This is a genomic window from Bifidobacterium moraviense (genome assembly GCF_012932365.1).
In the GTDB taxonomy this organism is placed as follows: Bacteria; Actinomycetota; Actinomycetes; order Actinomycetales; family Bifidobacteriaceae; genus Bifidobacterium; species Bifidobacterium moraviense.
In genome coordinates, this window is record NZ_JAAIIH010000005.1 from 121,530 (window position 1) to 136,547 (window position 15,018).

9 protein-coding genes and 1 pseudogene are annotated in these 15,018 nt (G+C 70.1%); 7 read left to right on the top strand and 3 right to left on the bottom strand.

The window, feature by feature from the left end; all coding sequences use genetic code 11:
- Positions 1 to 63: 63 nt before the first annotated feature.
- The 3 genes from G1C96_RS05195 to G1C96_RS05205 all read left to right on the top strand — a co-directional run bounded on the left by G1C96_RS05195 (position 64) and on the right by G1C96_RS05205 (position 3,227).
- Positions 64 to 1,068 (top strand): lipid II:glycine glycyltransferase FemX, encoded by a 1,005-nt coding sequence (locus G1C96_RS05195; protein WP_169275589.1) that lies wholly within the window; start codon positions 64 to 66, stop codon positions 1,066 to 1,068.
- Between the two features lie 119 nt (positions 1,069 to 1,187).
- Positions 1,188 to 2,420 (top strand): carboxylate--amine ligase, encoded by a 1,233-nt coding sequence (locus G1C96_RS05200; protein WP_169275590.1) that lies wholly within the window; start codon positions 1,188 to 1,190, stop codon positions 2,418 to 2,420.
- 75 nt (positions 2,421 to 2,495) lie between these two features.
- Positions 2,496 to 3,227 carry an aspartate/glutamate racemase family protein gene (locus G1C96_RS05205; protein ID WP_169275591.1) on the top strand — a complete coding sequence of 244 codons (732 nt, stop codon included), beginning with the start codon at positions 2,496 to 2,498 and terminating at the stop codon, positions 3,225 to 3,227.
- A gap of 278 nt (positions 3,228 to 3,505) precedes the next feature.
- On the opposite strand, the gene smc is transcribed toward G1C96_RS05205, so the two are convergent.
- Complete coding sequence (gene smc / locus G1C96_RS05210) at positions 3,506 to 7,189, bottom strand: chromosome segregation protein SMC (RefSeq protein WP_169275592.1); 3,684 nt, start codon at positions 7,187 to 7,189, stop codon at positions 3,506 to 3,508.
- Between the two features lie 41 nt (positions 7,190 to 7,230).
- Positions 7,231 to 8,637, bottom strand: a pseudogene (locus G1C96_RS05215) (bifunctional folylpolyglutamate synthase/dihydrofolate synthase); the annotation flags it as partial.
- Between the two features lie 132 nt (positions 8,638 to 8,769).
- Between G1C96_RS05215 and G1C96_RS05220 the strand changes: the two are divergent.
- The 3 genes from G1C96_RS05220 (at position 8,770) to G1C96_RS05230 (ending at position 11,925) form a co-directional block, all read left to right on the top strand.
- Positions 8,770 to 10,365, top strand: coding sequence for an aminopeptidase P family protein (locus tag G1C96_RS05220; protein ID WP_169275594.1), 1,596 nt, complete (start codon positions 8,770 to 8,772; stop codon positions 10,363 to 10,365).
- Between the two features lie 125 nt (positions 10,366 to 10,490).
- Positions 10,491 to 11,012 carry an NUDIX hydrolase gene (locus G1C96_RS05225; RefSeq protein WP_169275595.1) on the top strand — a complete coding sequence of 174 codons (522 nt, stop codon included), beginning with the start codon at positions 10,491 to 10,493 and terminating at the stop codon, positions 11,010 to 11,012.
- A 151-nt stretch (positions 11,013 to 11,163) separates the two neighbouring features.
- Positions 11,164 to 11,925 (top strand): SDR family NAD(P)-dependent oxidoreductase, encoded by a 762-nt coding sequence (locus G1C96_RS05230; protein WP_169275596.1) that lies wholly within the window; start codon positions 11,164 to 11,166, stop codon positions 11,923 to 11,925.
- 49 nt (positions 11,926 to 11,974) lie between these two features.
- Here the strand turns inward: G1C96_RS05230 and G1C96_RS05235 are convergent, their stop codons facing one another.
- On the bottom strand, positions 11,975 to 13,222 hold the full coding sequence (locus G1C96_RS05235) for an ROK family protein (protein WP_169275597.1): 1,248 nt from the start codon (positions 13,220 to 13,222) through the stop codon (positions 11,975 to 11,977).
- 142 nt (positions 13,223 to 13,364) lie between these two features.
- Here G1C96_RS05235 and G1C96_RS05240 point away from each other — a divergent pair, with 142 nt between their 5' ends.
- On the top strand, positions 13,365 to 14,954 hold the full coding sequence (locus G1C96_RS05240; RefSeq protein ID WP_169275598.1) for a xylulokinase: 1,590 nt from the start codon (positions 13,365 to 13,367) through the stop codon (positions 14,952 to 14,954).
- Positions 14,955 to 15,018 lie beyond the last annotated feature (64 nt).

The following is a 15,018-nucleotide window of genomic DNA, read 5'->3' on the forward strand; positions in this document are numbered from 1 at the left end:
TGCCGCAACGGCATCAAGCATCACGCGACAGCATCAAGCACCAACGGAGGAATCCAGACAAGCATGATCAGCATCGAGGAAACCAAGCCGTCCGTCATCGCCCGGCAAGCCGCCGAGCTCGGCATGACCCTGCCCATCGAGCAGACCGAGGCGTGGATCGGCTACCAGAACGACATCCCGGACCGCACGTTCTGGGGCAGCTTCACGATCCGCCGCGACGGCGAGCCGATCGCGTTCGTGGTCTTCATCGACTATCTGACGCACGGCTACCACTACCTGCGCTCCGTGCACGGCCCGGCATGGGTGTCCAAGCCCACTCCCGCCGAGGAGCGCGAGGTCATCGACGCGATCGTCGCCATGGTCAGGAAGCGCGACGGCAAGGAGGCGTTCATCCGCTTCGCCGTGTGGGACTACGAGGCCGACTACGCGAAGCCGACGCTGTCGACCGTGCCGTACAACGCGACCGTCGTGATCGACGTGACCGGCGGCGACGACGCGATCCTCGCCCGCATGAAGCGCCGCGGCCGCCGCGACGTGCGCAAGTCGCTGCGCGAGTGCCCCGCCGAATGCGCCGACGAGACCGCGCAGGCGATCGCCGACTTCTCCGAATACTACGACGTGATGGTGGAGACCGGCCGCCGCGACGGCTTCGCGCCCGCCCCCATCACCGACTACTCCGACATGATCACCGCGCTCGGCGCCGACCACTGCCGCGTGTTCGCCGCCCGCATCGACGGCCGCGTGGTCGCATGGTCGATCGTCACCGTGGAAGGCGACCACGCCGTGCGCTACTACGCCGGCATGCGCAACGACGTCATGCGCCTGCACGTCACCGACAAGCTGCTGTACTGGGAGTGCTGCGAGCTGGGCCGCCAGGGCATCGCCGCATACGACCTCATGGGCATCGGCAACGACTTCAACCCGTCCATCAAGGGCCTCAACGAGTTCAAGACGAAGTTCACCGAGGAGATCACCGACGTGGCGCCCGACCGCGACGTCGTCATCAAGAAGCCGCTATACGCGGCGCTGACGATGGCGAAGTCGCTGCGCGCCAAACTGCGCAAGTAGCGGCCCTCGCCGTCCGCCCGCGTCACGAACCGCGCGCGGACGGCGAGTATGATGCTGATGGTTCCACAGATGCCGGTGATTGCACCATGTCACGCGGCGAACCGGTAAGGATCCGAAACATGACTGAACTGCAATGCATTCCCGTGCTGCTGGGCACCGGCGCGAACGCCTACGGACTGGCCGAGGGCCTGTACAAGGCGTACGGCGTGACCTCCGTGTGCGTGGGACCGACGATCCTGCTGCAGACGCGCTATTCGAAGATCGTCTCGCCCCGGCTGGTCAGGGACCTGACCGACGACGCGCGCTTCGTGCCCGAGCTCATGGCGCTGGCCGACGAGCTCAACGCCAGCCGTCCCGGCGTGCCGCTGGTGCTCATCGCCTGCGCCGACACGTCCGCCGCCCTGCTCGCGCATCACCGCGACGAGCTGCGCGAACGCTACCTGCTGTGCTCGATCGACGGCGCGACGCTGGACCGCGCGGTGGACAAGGTCGGTTTCTCCGAGATCTGCCGCGAGGCCGGCGTGCCCACGCCGATCACCGCGGTCTACGACTACGAGGACTTCAGGGCCGGACGCGCCGTTCCGGAGCCGGCGTCCTTTCCACTGGAGCTCAAGGCGGCCGATTCCGTCGCCTACCTCGACGTGGACTTCCCCGGGCGCAAGAAGGCGTACACGATCGCCACGCGCGACGAGCTCAACCGCGTGGCGCGCGCGATCTACGAGGCCGGCTACCGCGGCGCGCTTGTCATCCAGGAGTTCATTCCCGGCACCGACGGCGAAATGCGCACGCTCAACGCCTACGTGAACGCCGACGGCAGCATCGCGATGATGAGCCTCGGCAATCCGATCATGGAGGAGTACGCGCCGGCGCGCATCGGCAACTACGCGGCCATCATCGCCGAGGGCGACGAGACCGTGTACGCCCAGACCGCCAAGCTGCTCAGGTCGCTGCACTACACCGGCTACGCGAACTTCGACATGAAGCGTGACCCGCGCGACGGCGTCTTCAAGTTCCTGGAGATCAACCCGCGTCCGGGCGGCAGCAGCGACTACACGTCGCAGGCCGGCCTGAACCTCGCCAGCTGGATCGTCAGGGATCTGCTGCTGAACGAGCACGGCGAAACCGTGTACGGGTTCGACAAGCACCTGTGGCTGGGCGTGCCGAAGTTCGTCGTGCGCAAGTTCGCGCCCGAAGGCACCGCCAAGCACGAGGCGCTGGCGCTCATCAACGCCGGCAAGGCCAGCCGTTCCGCGTTCTTCTGGAAGGACATGAACCCGCGCCGCCTGTTCGAGCTGGTGCGCTGGCAGTTCGCCGTCACGCGCGACTTCTACCGGTACGCGCCCAAGCGGTAGACGCTGCGGGAACCGAAGCATCGAAGGGCGCCGGTCGGGCGCCGCGGCAAGTCGATCCGAGGGAAAGGTGACACGATGAAGCGACCGTTCTTCGCCGTACTGGGCGGCATGGGCAGCCTCGCCACCGAAAGCTACGTGAGGCTCGTCAACAAGGCCACGCACGCGCGCAACGATCAGGAATACCTCGACTACGTGGTGTTCAACGACGCGTCCGTGCCGGACCGCACCGCGTTCATCACGGGCGAGTCGGCCGAGGACCCGTTCCCGGTGATCGCCGACGACATCGCCAAGGCCACGGCCATGGGCGCCAGCTTCATCGTGCTCACCTGCAACACCGCGCACTACTTCTACGACCGGTTCCAGGCGCTCACGCCGGTGCCGATCATGCACATGCCGCGCGGCGCGGTCGCGCGCCTGTCCGAGCGCTACCCCATGCCGCGGTTCGAGCGCGTGGGCTTCCTCGGCACCGTCGGATCGCTGCGCTCCGGCGTGTACCGCCGCGCCGTGGAGGCGGCCGGGTACACGTTCGTGGAGCCGGACGCCGCGCTGCAGACGCGCATCACGTCGCTGATCTACGACGATGTGAAGGGTACCCGCGGACTCGACCCGGACCGCTACGAATCGGTGCTGCGCGACATGCTCGACCCCGCCGGCCCGTGCCGGTGCGACGCGCTGATCCTGGGCTGCACCGAGTTGAGCGTACTCGACGAGGCGTTCCCCATGCCGCAGCTGCCGGTCATCGATGCGCAGGCCGTGCTGGTGGAGGACACCGTCGCCCGCGCCAAGGCGCTGCGCGACGGCCGCTGACTGGTCACGACCGGTTGAGACCGGTTGAGACCGGCTGGAACTGGCCGCGCTCAACCGGTCGCGCGCCTGCCTTGATGCTCGCCGATCAGACCATCAGCGTCCGAAATCGTGCGAGACCATACGAAACCGGACGCCAGCACGCCGCCAGCGTCCAATATCGTACCGCACCGCACAATATCGGACGCCAGCCCACCCTCAGCGTCCGAAACCGTACCGCACCGCACAACAACGGACGCCACGCATGGTACTGCCAGCGAACGCCCCGGCAGGCAACGCGGCTAGCGGTCGCTGGAACGGTCCAGCCGCTGGGAGATCACGGCGGTCACGCCGTCGGCGCGCATCGTCACGCCGTACAGGGCGTCGGCGATGCTCATCGTGCGCTGCTGATGCGTGATGACGATGAGCTGGGCGTGCTCGCGCAGCGTCTCGAACGCGTCGAGCAGGCGCGTGAGGTTCACGTCGTCGAGCGCGGCCTCCACCTCGTCCATCACGTAGAACGGGCTGGGGCGCGCCGTGAAGATCGCGAACAGCAGCGCCAGCGCCGTCAGCGACCGTTCGCCGCCGGAGAGCAGGCTGAGCTGGCGCACGCGCTTGCCGGCGGGACTCGCCTCCACGATCACGCCCGAGGCGAGCGGATCGTCCGGGTTCTCCAGGCGTAGCCGTCCCCTGCCGCCGGGGAACAGCATGGCGAACATGCGCTCGAACTCCTGCGCGGTGTCGGCGAAGGCGTCGGAGAAGACGCTGACCATCGTCGCGTCCAGATCCCTGATGAGGCCCATGAGGTCGTCGCGCGACCGCGCCACGTCGTCGCGCTGGTCCTTGAGGTACTGGTGACGCGCTTCGAGTGCGTCGAATTCCTCGGTGGCGAGCGGATTGACCTTGCCGAGTGCCTTGAGGTCGCGCTGCGCCTTGTCGAGGCGCCGCTGCTGCTCTTCGCGCACGTACGGCACGGTGCGGGGGCGCACGGCGGCGTCCGCTGCGCCCGCTGCATCTGGCGTATCGGCTGCGGTTTCGGCGGTCGCCGCAGCATTGGCGTCGGCACCGTCCTGAGGCACCGGCCGCCCCTGCTCGTCCAGCACCGGCACCGGCACGTCGGGACCGTACCGGGCGACCAGTTCGTCCATGTCCGTGCCCAGATCGTCGGCGATGCGCTGCGCGATTCGCCCGAGCTGCCCGGCGATGCGCTCGCGGTCCACGTCCAGCGCGTGTTCCCGCGCCGTGAACTCGGCCGCCTGCGGGTCGATGCGGTCGCGTTCGGCGCGCAGCCGCTTCAGCTCCCCGTCGTGCTCGGCGGCCTGCGCCTGCAGCGCGTCGCGACGCTCGGCCGCCTGTGCGAGGTACCGGTCGGCCATCCGCGCGATCGCGTCGGCGTCGTCGGCGATGCGCGCCGCCTGCGCCGCCTGTTCGCGACGTCTGGCGTTGAGCGCGGCGATGCGGGTGCGACGCTGCTCGGCCTGCCCTGCCTGATCGCGCAGCAGCTCGGTCTGCCGGTCGAGCGAATCGGCCTTGCGGCTCGCGTCCGTCCACGCGATCCTGGCGGCGGCCTCGGCGTCGCGCGCCGTGCCGAGGTCGGCCTCCAGCGCCCGTTCGCGCGCATCGAGCTCGTCGGCGTCCCCGTCGCCGTGCCGCACGTCCCGCGCCGCTTCGAGCGCCGTGCGCAGATCGTCGAGCTTGGCGGCGTGCAGCCGCTCGTCCCGTTCGACATCGGCGATGCCGGCGTCCAGACCATGAAGCTGCCGGTCGAGGTCGTCGGCGTGACGCCGCGCCTCGGCCAGCGCCCTGACCGCCTGCTGCGCCCTGAGTCGTCGTTCGGCGCGCCGCTGCACGGCATGGTCCACGGCGAGCCTGGCCCGGTCCCGTGCCTCGGTCGCCGCGGCGACCTGCGCGTCGAGCGCCGTCAGTTCGCCGCGCAGCGCATCCGCCTGACGCAGCGCCTTGTCCCGGCGCGCGCTCAGCGACAGGTCCGATTGCGACAGCGTCGACCCGCCGCACGCGGACACGGGCGTGAGCAGTTCGCCGCCGCGGGTCACGGCCCGGGACCACCCGGCCTCGATCGCGGCGCGCGCATCGGCAAGGTCGGCCGCGGCCGCGACGTCGCCGAGCAGCGAACGCACGGCCGTGACGACGCGCCGGGCCGCATCGGCGTCCGGCGCCGCGGCGTTGGCGTCCACGAGCGTCGCGGCGCACGGCCATGCGCCGTCCGCGGCGGAATCGCCGGAGCTACCGGCGTCCCCATCCCCGCCGCTGCCGTCGTCGGAACGTGTCCCGGCGCTCAGCACCACCGCCCTGCCCAGCCGGTCCGTTCTGGCGCGATCGAGCGCGCGCAGCATCGCGTCCGTATCCGGCACCACAAGCGCGCCGGCCACGGCGTCGAGCGCCCGCGCCACGGCTTCCTCCCAGCCGTCGCGCACGGCGATGAAGTCCGCAAGCCGGCCCATGACGCCGATGCCGTGATCCTGCGCGAGCTCCCCGGACGCCGCGCGCCCGTCAAGCGCGTCGGCCAGCGCATCGGCCTTGGCGGTCAGCGCGATGATGCGCCCGTTCAGCTCACGCTGGCGGTCGGTCAGCGCGTCCAGCGTCTCGGCGCGCGAGGCGAGGCCGGCGCGTGCCTGATCGAGCGCGGCATCGTCGTCGCCGCCCGAAGTCTCGGCGTCCCGTTCGGCGCGCAGCCGTCGCTCCTCGGCGTCGCCGCGTCGCAAGGCCAGCGCATCGCGCTGCGCGGCGAAGTCGCGGCGGCGCGTGCGCGCCAGTTCGACGGCGGATTCCTCGCGGGTGATGAGCGTGTTCAGCTGCGTGAGACGCGCTTCGCGCTGCCGGGCCGTGCGGCGCAGCTCGCCGAGCGTCTGCCGCACCGATGCGAGACGCTGCTCGCAGGCGGCGCGTCGCTCGGTCGCCTGATCGAGCGCCAGACGCGCGTCGTCCACGTCGGCGTGCCGCGCCGCCGCCTGCGCGGCCAGCTCGTCGGCCCGGCGGGACAGCAGCTCCGGATCCTCCGCCGGCTGCGCGACGATCTGCCCCGCGAACGACCGGCCGCGTTCGCGTGCCAGCTGCGCGAGCGAACGGTAGCGTTCCTGCAGCTGCGCGACGCGGTGCCACGTCTCGTTGGCGCGCGCGATGGCCGGGCTGGCGGATCCGGCGAGCGTCTCCACCTGCTCGATGCGCGTCCTGACGCGTGCCAGCTCCCCATGCGCGTGCGCGAGCGCCGCGCGCACCTCGCCCAATTCGGCGCGCGTGCGGTCGCGCGCGGTCATGGCGGCGAGCGCGTCATCGGCGTAGAGGCGCGCCTGGGCGTCGCGCAGCGTGGCCCGGATCGCTTCGGCGCGCCGCGAGATGCGTGCCTGACGGCCAAGGGGGCCGAGTCGGCGTCGGATCTCGCCGAGCAGGTCGTCGAGCCGCGCAAGGTTCTGTTCGGTGTTGGCAAGCTTGCGCAGCGCGCGTTCCTTGCGTCTGCGGTGCTTGAGGATGCCGGCGGCCTCTTCGATGAACGCGCGGTGGCCGGACGGATCGGCCCTGAGGATCGCGTCGAGACGTCCCTGTCCCACGATCACGTGCATCTGCTGGCCGAGTCCGGTGTCGCTCAGCAGCTCCTGGATGTCGAGCAGACGGCACGGCGAGCCGTTGATCGCGTATTCGGAGCCGCCGTTGCGGAAGATCGTGCGCGAGATCGTCACTTCCGTGTAGTCGATGTCCAGCGCCCGGTCCGCGTTGTCGATGGTGAGCGTCACCTGCGCGCGTCCCAGCGGCGGGCGGGAGGACGTGCCGGCGAAGATCACGTCCTCCATCTGCGTGCCGCGCAGCGCCTTGGCGCCCTGCTCGCCCATCACCCATGCGAGCGCGTCCACGATGTTCGACTTGCCGGAGCCGTTGGGCCCCACCACGGCGGTGATGCCGGGCTCGAAGCGCAGCGTGGTGGCGGATGCGAAGGACTTGAACCCGCGCAGGGTGAGTTCCTTGAGGTACACGGGCGGCCCCGTCACTCCCCGAGGTTCGGCTCGACGCGCTCCGCCTTGGGCTTGGCCAGATCGGGGTTCATGCGCTCCTTGAGCAGCGTGCGCGCGTCGCCCGCGGTGACGAAGCTGCCGCAGATGAGCACGCCGTGCCCGTAGCCCACGCCCACCTCGTCCTCGGCGTCCACGAGGTTCACGGCGGTCTGGATCGCGTCGGGCAGGTCGTCGCGGCGGATCACGCGATCGCGTCCGAACACGCCCACGGCGATCTTCTCCAGCTCCTCGGCGGGCATGACGCGTTCGCGCCACGAGTTCTCGGTGACGACGATCTGGCTGAGCACGGGCTCCAGCACGCCGAGGTACTCCTCGATCTGCTTGTCGCGCATCATGGCGACGACGCCGACGAGCTGCCGGAAGTCGTAGTTCTCCTCGATGGCGGCACGCAGCGACTGGGCGGCGTTCACGTTGTGCCCGCCGTCGACGATGATCGTGGGCGACGTGCGCACCTGCTCGATGCGTCCGGGGATCCTCACGCCGCTCAGGGCCTCGGCCACCACGTCGCCGTCCAGCGCGCCGGAGACGGGGATGACCACCTCGGCCGCGGCGAGCGCGGCGAGCGCGTTGTGCGCCTGATGTTCGCCGAACTTGGCGATCGGCACCTCCGCGTACGTGCCGAGCGGCGTGCGCAGCGTGGCGACCTGGCCGCCTACGGCGGGCATGCGGCTGACCACTTCCATCTCGTACCCGTCGCGCACCAGCGTGGCGTGGGCGGCGCGCGCCGCGTCCTCGAGGATCGGCAGCACCTCCATCTCGTGCGGCTGCGGCCCGATGACGGCGGTGCATCCGGGCTTGATGATGCCGGCCTTGTGGCGGGCGATGTCCTCCACGGTGTCGCCCAGCCACTTCATGTGGTCCATGTCCACCGGTCCGATGACCGCGGCGTCGGCGTCCAGCACGTTGGTCGCGTCGTCGCGGCCGCCCATGCCGACCTCCACGACCGCCACGTCCACCGGCGCATCGGCGAACTTCCAGATCGCCATGGACGTGAGCACCTCGAAGAAGCTCATCTTCGGCTTGCCCTGCTTGGCCATCGTCGCGTCGACCATGTCCACGAGATCCTTGATCTGGTCCCAGGCGTCGGCGAAGTCGTCGTCGGAGAGCTCCTGCCCGTCGATGGCGATGCGCTCGTTGATCCGCTCCAGATGCGGCGAGGTGTACAGGCCGGTACGCAGGCCGTAGGCGCGGCAGATGGCCTCGGCCATGCGCGCGGTGGAGCCCTTGCCGTTGGTGCCGGTCACGTGGATCACGCGGAACGACTGCTCGGGGTGGCCCAGCAGGTCGAGCATGAGGGTCATGCGGTCCAGGTCGAGATTCGTGGTGTTGTGCTCCGGCGGGCGCTTCATGATCTCCCGCTCCACCTCGCGGATCGTCTCGCCGTTCCTGTTCGGATGCTCGAATGACATGCCGTGTACTCCCGTTCCTCTGCTCGATGACTCCCCACATTCTAGGCGATCGGCTCCGACCCGCCGCCGCTTCCGCCATGAGCGTCCTAAGATGGTGGGCGGAAGTTGAGTCCGGAACCATCAAGGAGCGTTATGAACGACGTCGTGACCGACAAGGACAAGGAGTACGAGGCCGAGGAGCGCAGGCACGCGCCCGGCGACGACCAGCCGATGAAGGACCGCGTGAACAACCGTTCGCTGCGGCCGTACGGTGAGGTGTTCAAGGAGTTCATGACCCAGGGCTGGGACGCCTCCGAACCGGACGTGGAGCCGCTCGAATCCTCCAGGTACACTCCCGCCCGCATCGCCGCGCTGGGCGCGCAGTTCCCCGGCGAGCGCATCGTGATTCCGGCCGGCAGCCCCAAGGTGCGCAACAACGACTGCGACTACATGTTCCGCCCGGATACGGCGTTCGCCTACTACACGGGCCTCGGCGTGGACTACGAGGCGGGCGCCGTGCTGGTGCTCAACCCGGTGGACCCGGATTCCGACGAGGCGAAGGCCGGCCGCACGCACGACGCCGAACTGTTCGTGGCTCCCCGCGCCGACTACCACACCGCCGACTTCTTCATGAACCCGCACTACGGCGAGTACTGGGTGGGCCCGCGCGCCGGCCTCAAGGAGCTGGCCGCGATGACCGGTCTGGAGACGCACGACATCGCGCAGCTGCAGGACGCGCTCGGCAAGGACGTGGGCGCGGACGCCGGCGCGGTGCGCGTGCGCGTGGTGCGCGACACCGATCCGCAGATCACGTCGATGGTGGAGGATCTGCGCGAGGCGAACGGCTTCCCCGACCCTGACGCCAACGCCGACGACGACGACAAGCTCAAGGAGGCCACGTCCGAGGCACGCATGGTCAAGGACGCGTACGAGGTGAACGAGATGCGCAAGGCCGTGGCCGCCACCAAGCAGGGCTTCGACCGTCTGCTGGAGAACCTGCCGGCCGCGCTCGACAAGCCGCGTTCCGAGCGCATCCTCGAAGGCGCGTTCAACGCGGTGTCGCGCGAGCTGGGCAATGCGGTCGGCTACGATTCGATCGTCGCGTCGGGCGAACATGCGCCGATCCTGCACTGGATGCGCAACACCGGCGTGGTGCGCAACGGCGACCTGCTGCTGGTGGACGCCGGCGTCGAGGTCGATTCGCTGTACACGGCCGACATCACGCGCACGTTCCCGACGAACGGCCGATTCACGGACTTCCAGAAGCGCCTGTACGAGGCGGTGCTCGACTCGCAGCAGGCGGGCTTCGAGGCTGCGAAGGTGGGCGCCACGTATTCCGACATCCATCACGCCTGCATGCGCGTGATCGCCGAGCGCCTGCACGAGTGGGGCCTGCTGCCGGTGAGCGTCGAGGAGTCGCTCTCGCCCGAAGGCCAGCAGCATCGCCGCTGGCTCGCCTGCGGCGTGGCGCACCATCTGGGCCTTGACGTGCACGACTGCGCGCAGGCCCGCTTCGAGGCGTATCAGGGCGCGCCGATCCGTCCGGGCATGATCTTCACGATCGAGCCGGGCCTGTACTTCCGCGACAACGATCTGATGATTCCGCCGGAGTACCGCGGCATCGGCATCCGCATCGAGGACGACGTGCTCATGACCGAGCATGGCCCCGAATGGATCTCCGCCGGCATTCCGAAGAAGCCGGCCGAGGTCGAGGAGTGGATGGCGGACTGCGCGGCCAAGGCCCGCTGAATCCGCTTGCGATGACCTGAAGGCTCCCCTCCCATGGCGGAGGGGAGCCTTCGCGCGTATCGTGGCGTATGTCATGCGTCATGGGTCCGCGGCACGCGCCGCGGGGACGAGGAAGGGAGCGCGTCATGCCGACGCCTGAATTCGTACTGGAACTGCGCCGCGATATCGGCCACAGACTGCTGTGGCTCGCGGGGGTGACCGGCTACGTGCGCGATGCGGAAGGCCGCGTGCTGCTGGGCCGCCGCTCCGACACCGGCGAGTGGGCGCTCGTGTACGGCATCAACGAGCCGGGCGAGCAGCCGGCGGACACCGTCGTGCGCGAGATCAGGGAGGAGACCGGCATCGACGCCGTCGTCACCGATCTGGTGGCCGTCGTCTCATCTGACCGCGTCATCACGTATGCGAACGGCGACAACGCCATGTACATGGATCATTCGTTCCTGTGCGAGCTGAGGCCCGGCGGCAACGCCACGCCGTTCGTCGGCGACGAGGAGAGCCTGAGCGTCGGCTGGTTCGCACCCGACGACCTGCCTTCGCCGCTGGCGCGGAGCACCGTGGAGCGCATGGCGATCTTCCGGCGCTACATGGAGGCCAAGGCGCGAGGTGACGCCCACGCCATCTTCGTGACCGACGGGCGCATGGTCTGAGCCCCGCCGATGCCGTTGCGGAGCCGTTGCGCCGATGCGCGGCCGACGATGCAAACATCTGCCACACATTGGCGCAATGGTTCCGCAACGCATATCCTGTTAGCGTGATAGGGAGCAACGATGCGACCTACATTCCCCGAAAGGAGCACGCATGGGCAGGTTCGACGGCAAGGGCGTAGTGGTGACGGGCGCCAGCTCGGGCATGGGACACAGGATCGCGCTGGACTTCGCGGCCGAGGGCGCCACGGTGGTCGCCGTCGCCCGCCGCGCCGAGCGTCTGGCCAGGCTGGTCGAGGAGGCGAAGGACCTTCCCGGCACCATCACCGCCTACGCGGGCGACGTGACCGTCGCCGAGACCACGGACGGCATGATCGACAAGGCGGTGGAGCTCGCCGGCCATCTGGACGTGCTGGTCAACAACGCCGGCATCATGGACGAGTTCAAGCCGGTGGCCGAGGTCACGGACGAGCTGTGGGACAAGGTCATGGACGTCAACCTCGTCGGCCCGATGAAGGCCATGCGCAAGGCCGTCCAGGTGATGCTCGGGCAGGGCGGCGGCAACATCGTGAACGTGGCCTCCATCGGCGGCATCCGCGGCGCCCGCGCGGGCGCTGCCTACACGGCCTCCAAGCACGCCATCGTGGGCCTCACCGAGAACACGGCGTTCATGTACGCGCCCGACCACATCCGCTGCAACGTGGTGTGCCCCGGCGGCGTCGACACCGAGGTCATGAACGGCCAGACCGAGATGAGCCAGCTGGGCATCGGCCGCGTGATGGCCGGCCTGGACACCTCCATCCCGTCCGGCAAGGTCGAGGACATCTCCACGGCCGTGCTCTACATCGCCAGCGACGACGCGAAGTTCATGACCGGCGCCACCATCGTCATCGACGGCGGCGTGAGCTGCAACTAGACGCGACCGGGCGCGCAACCAAGCGCTGGGCTGCGTCGCGGGCGGGGCCCTACTCCCCCGCGATGTAGCCCAGCGGATTGTCGATGAAGCGGCGCAGCCCCACCTCGGCGGCGCCGCGCAGGGCTGGCCTCTCTCTGACGAGCGGCATGAGTACGCGCACGTCGAGCTCGTCGCCGGCCAGGATCTGGGAGGCGACCATGCGGGTGAGCCGGTCGGCCAGCTCGTCGCCGAACTGCTGCCAGAAGCCGCCCAGCACCACGGTCTGCGCGTCCATGAGGTTGAGCGTGGAGGCGATCGCCGAGGCCAGCGCCTCCACGGCGCGCGCGATGGTCCGCACGGCCGCGTCGTCGCCCTTGCGCCAGCGCTCGTACAGTTCGATGGCCGCGCCGGCGCGCGCAGCGTCGTCGCGGTCCGCGATGCCCGCGGCCTCCACCATGGCGCGTCGGCCCGCGTAGGCCTCCAGGCATCCCACGCGACCGCAGCGGCACACCGGTCCGTCGAGCGAGACGGACACGTGGCCGATCTCCCCGCTGAACCCGTGGTCGCCGGTCACCACGCGCCCGTCGCGCACCATCGCCCCGCCGATGCCCACGTCGGTGGACACGTACAGGAACGACCCGTTCGTCTCCAGCGACGCCTCGTCCCCTTCGGGATCGTGCCCGCCGCCGCGGCAGGTGGCGTAGCCGGGGATCTGCGCCAGCGCGGCCATGTTCGCCTCGTTGCCGGCGACGACGCGCAGCCGTTCCGTCATCGCGAACTCCTGCAGGTCCACCATGCCCCAGTCGAGGTTGGGCGCGGAGAGCAGCCGCTGGTCGTCGGTGACGAGACCGGGCAGCGCCAGACCGGTGCCGACGATGTGGTACCCCATGCTCGTGATCTGGCGTTCGGTGGGTCCCACCAGCGCGTCGAGCCGGTCGAACGCGTCCCGGGGACTGGTGCCGTTGAGGTTCTCCGACACCCATTCCTGCGCCACGGTCCGGCCGGTGAGGTCGAGCACGATGTACCCGTAGCCGTCGGTGTTGATCTGCAGGCCGACGCCCGCCCACGTGCCGGGCGCGATGGCCAGCGGCGTGGAGGGTCGCCCGTAGGTGTTCTGCACCGAGGGATCGCGCTCCACCACGACGCGGTTGTCCAGCAGGATCGAGCCGAGCAGCGACATCGTCGCCTTCGTCAGTCCGGTGGTCTTGGCCAGATCGGCGCGGCTGAGCGGCACGCGGGACTGCAGCAGCGTGTCCAGCACCACGGACAGGTTGTGGTTGCGCAGGTCCTCCTGGTTGATGCGCCGCAATGCCGCCATGTCGTCTATCACGCTCCCGCCGAAAAAACGTCCGTTTGTTGTATCCTAGCGCGACTTCCGTGCTAGGATCATATTAGTTCATTCATCTAACATTCATGCCGGGGGCGACGTGGCCCCGGCCCCACCGATCAAGGAGCACAACATGGCACAGGTACTGGTGGCGGGCGTCGACACCTCGACCCAATCGACGAAGGTGCGCGTCACCGACGCGCTCACCGGCAGGACGGTGCGCTTCGGGCAGGCGAAGCACCCGGACGGCACCAGCGTGAGCCCGGACGCGTGGTGGGACGCGTTCCTCGCCGCGGCGCGCGAGGCCGGCGGGCTCGACGACGTGAGCGCGCTGGCCGTGGGCGGACAGCAGCACGGCATGGTGCTGCTCGACGGTTCCGGCCGCGTGGTGCGCGACGCCCTGCTGTGGAACGACACCCGCTCGGCCCCGCAGGCGGCCGGGCTCATCGAGGCGTTCGGCGCGGCGCCGGCCACGGACGCCGAGCGCGCGCGGGGCGTGACGGACGGCGGCGACGCGGCCGCGGCCACGCTGCGCGGCAAGCAGCGCTGGGTGCGCGCCGTGGGCTCCTCCCCCGTCGCCTCCTACACGCTCACCAAGGTGGCGTGGACCGCCGAGGCCGAGCCGGACAACGCGCGTCGCATCGCCGCGATCGCGCTGCCGCACGACTGGCTGAGCTGGCGCATCGCCGGATTCGGTCCGGTCGCCCCCGGCGGCGACGCGCATCTGGACGCCCTGTTCACCGACCGCTCCGACGCCTCCGGCACCAGCTACTTCGACGCCGCGGCCAACGTCTACCGCCGCGATCTGCTCGCCCTCGCCCTCGCGCCGGCCTACGGCGGTGACGCGTCCTTCGGCGCGGACGGCACCGTGCTGGCGCCAGCCGAGGCGTTCGACCACGCCGAGCGGATCACGCTGCCCACGGTGCTGGGCCCGCATGACGCCGCCCCGGTGAAGGCCGATCCCGCCATCGCCGGCCGGGACGTGCCCGGCGGCTGCATCCTCGCGCCCGGCGGCGGCGACAACGCGATGGCGTCGCTGGGACTGGGCATGGGCGTGGGCGACGTGTCGATCTCGCTGGGCACCTCCGGCGTGGCCGCGGCGATCGCCGAGAACCCCACGTACGACATGACCGGCGCGATCTCCGGATTCGCCGACTGCACCGGGCACTTCCTGCCGCTGGCCTGCACGATCAACGGTTCGCGCATCACCGACGCCGGATGCCATGCGCTCGGCACCGACTACGACGGGCTGGCCGAGCTGGCCGCGAAGTCCGTGCCGGGCGCCGGCGGCATCACGCTGGTGCCGTACTTCGACGGCGAGCGCACGCCGAACCGCCCCGACGCCACGGCCACGCTGGCCGGCATGACGCTGGCCAACACCACGCGCGAGAACATCGCCCGAGCGTTCGTGGAGGGCCTGCTGTGCTCGCAGCGCGACTGCCTCGAGCTGGTGCGGGCGCTCGGCGTGGACGTGCGGCGCATCCTGCTCATCGGCGGCGGCGCGCGGTCCTCGGCCGTGCGCGCCTACGGTCCCGGGATCCTGGAGCACCGCATCACGCTGCCCGCCACGGACGAGTACGTGGCGATCGGCGCCGCGCGTCAGGCCGCGTGGGTACTTTCGGGCGCAAGCGAGCCGCCGGCGTGGGAGCTCGCCATCGAGGAGACGCTCACCGGCGAGCCGACGCCCGAGGTGTACGCGCAGTACGTCGGATACCGCGGCTGAAGACCGCAACGCCATCCATCACGGACTCAACGAGGAGCTCATCATGACAGCCATCGCCAACGAC

Coding starts and splice junctions, on each gene's coding strand:
- G1C96_RS05195 (WP_169275589.1), top strand. CDS start 64: ATGATCAGCATCGAGGAAACCAAGCCGTCCGTCATCGCCCGGCAAGCC.
- G1C96_RS05200 (WP_169275590.1), top strand. CDS start 1,188: ATGACTGAACTGCAATGCATTCCCGTGCTGCTGGGCACCGGCGCGAAC.
- G1C96_RS05205 (WP_169275591.1), top strand. CDS start 2,496: ATGAAGCGACCGTTCTTCGCCGTACTGGGCGGCATGGGCAGCCTCGCC.
- G1C96_RS05220 (WP_169275594.1), top strand. CDS start 8,770: ATGAACGACGTCGTGACCGACAAGGACAAGGAGTACGAGGCCGAGGAG.
- G1C96_RS05225 (WP_169275595.1), top strand. CDS start 10,491: ATGCCGACGCCTGAATTCGTACTGGAACTGCGCCGCGATATCGGCCAC.
- G1C96_RS05230 (WP_169275596.1), top strand. CDS start 11,164: ATGGGCAGGTTCGACGGCAAGGGCGTAGTGGTGACGGGCGCCAGCTCG.
- G1C96_RS05235 (WP_169275597.1), bottom strand. CDS start 13,222: ATGGCGGCATTGCGGCGCATCAACCAGGAGGACCTGCGCAACCACAAC.
- G1C96_RS05240 (WP_169275598.1), top strand. CDS start 13,365: ATGGCACAGGTACTGGTGGCGGGCGTCGACACCTCGACCCAATCGACG.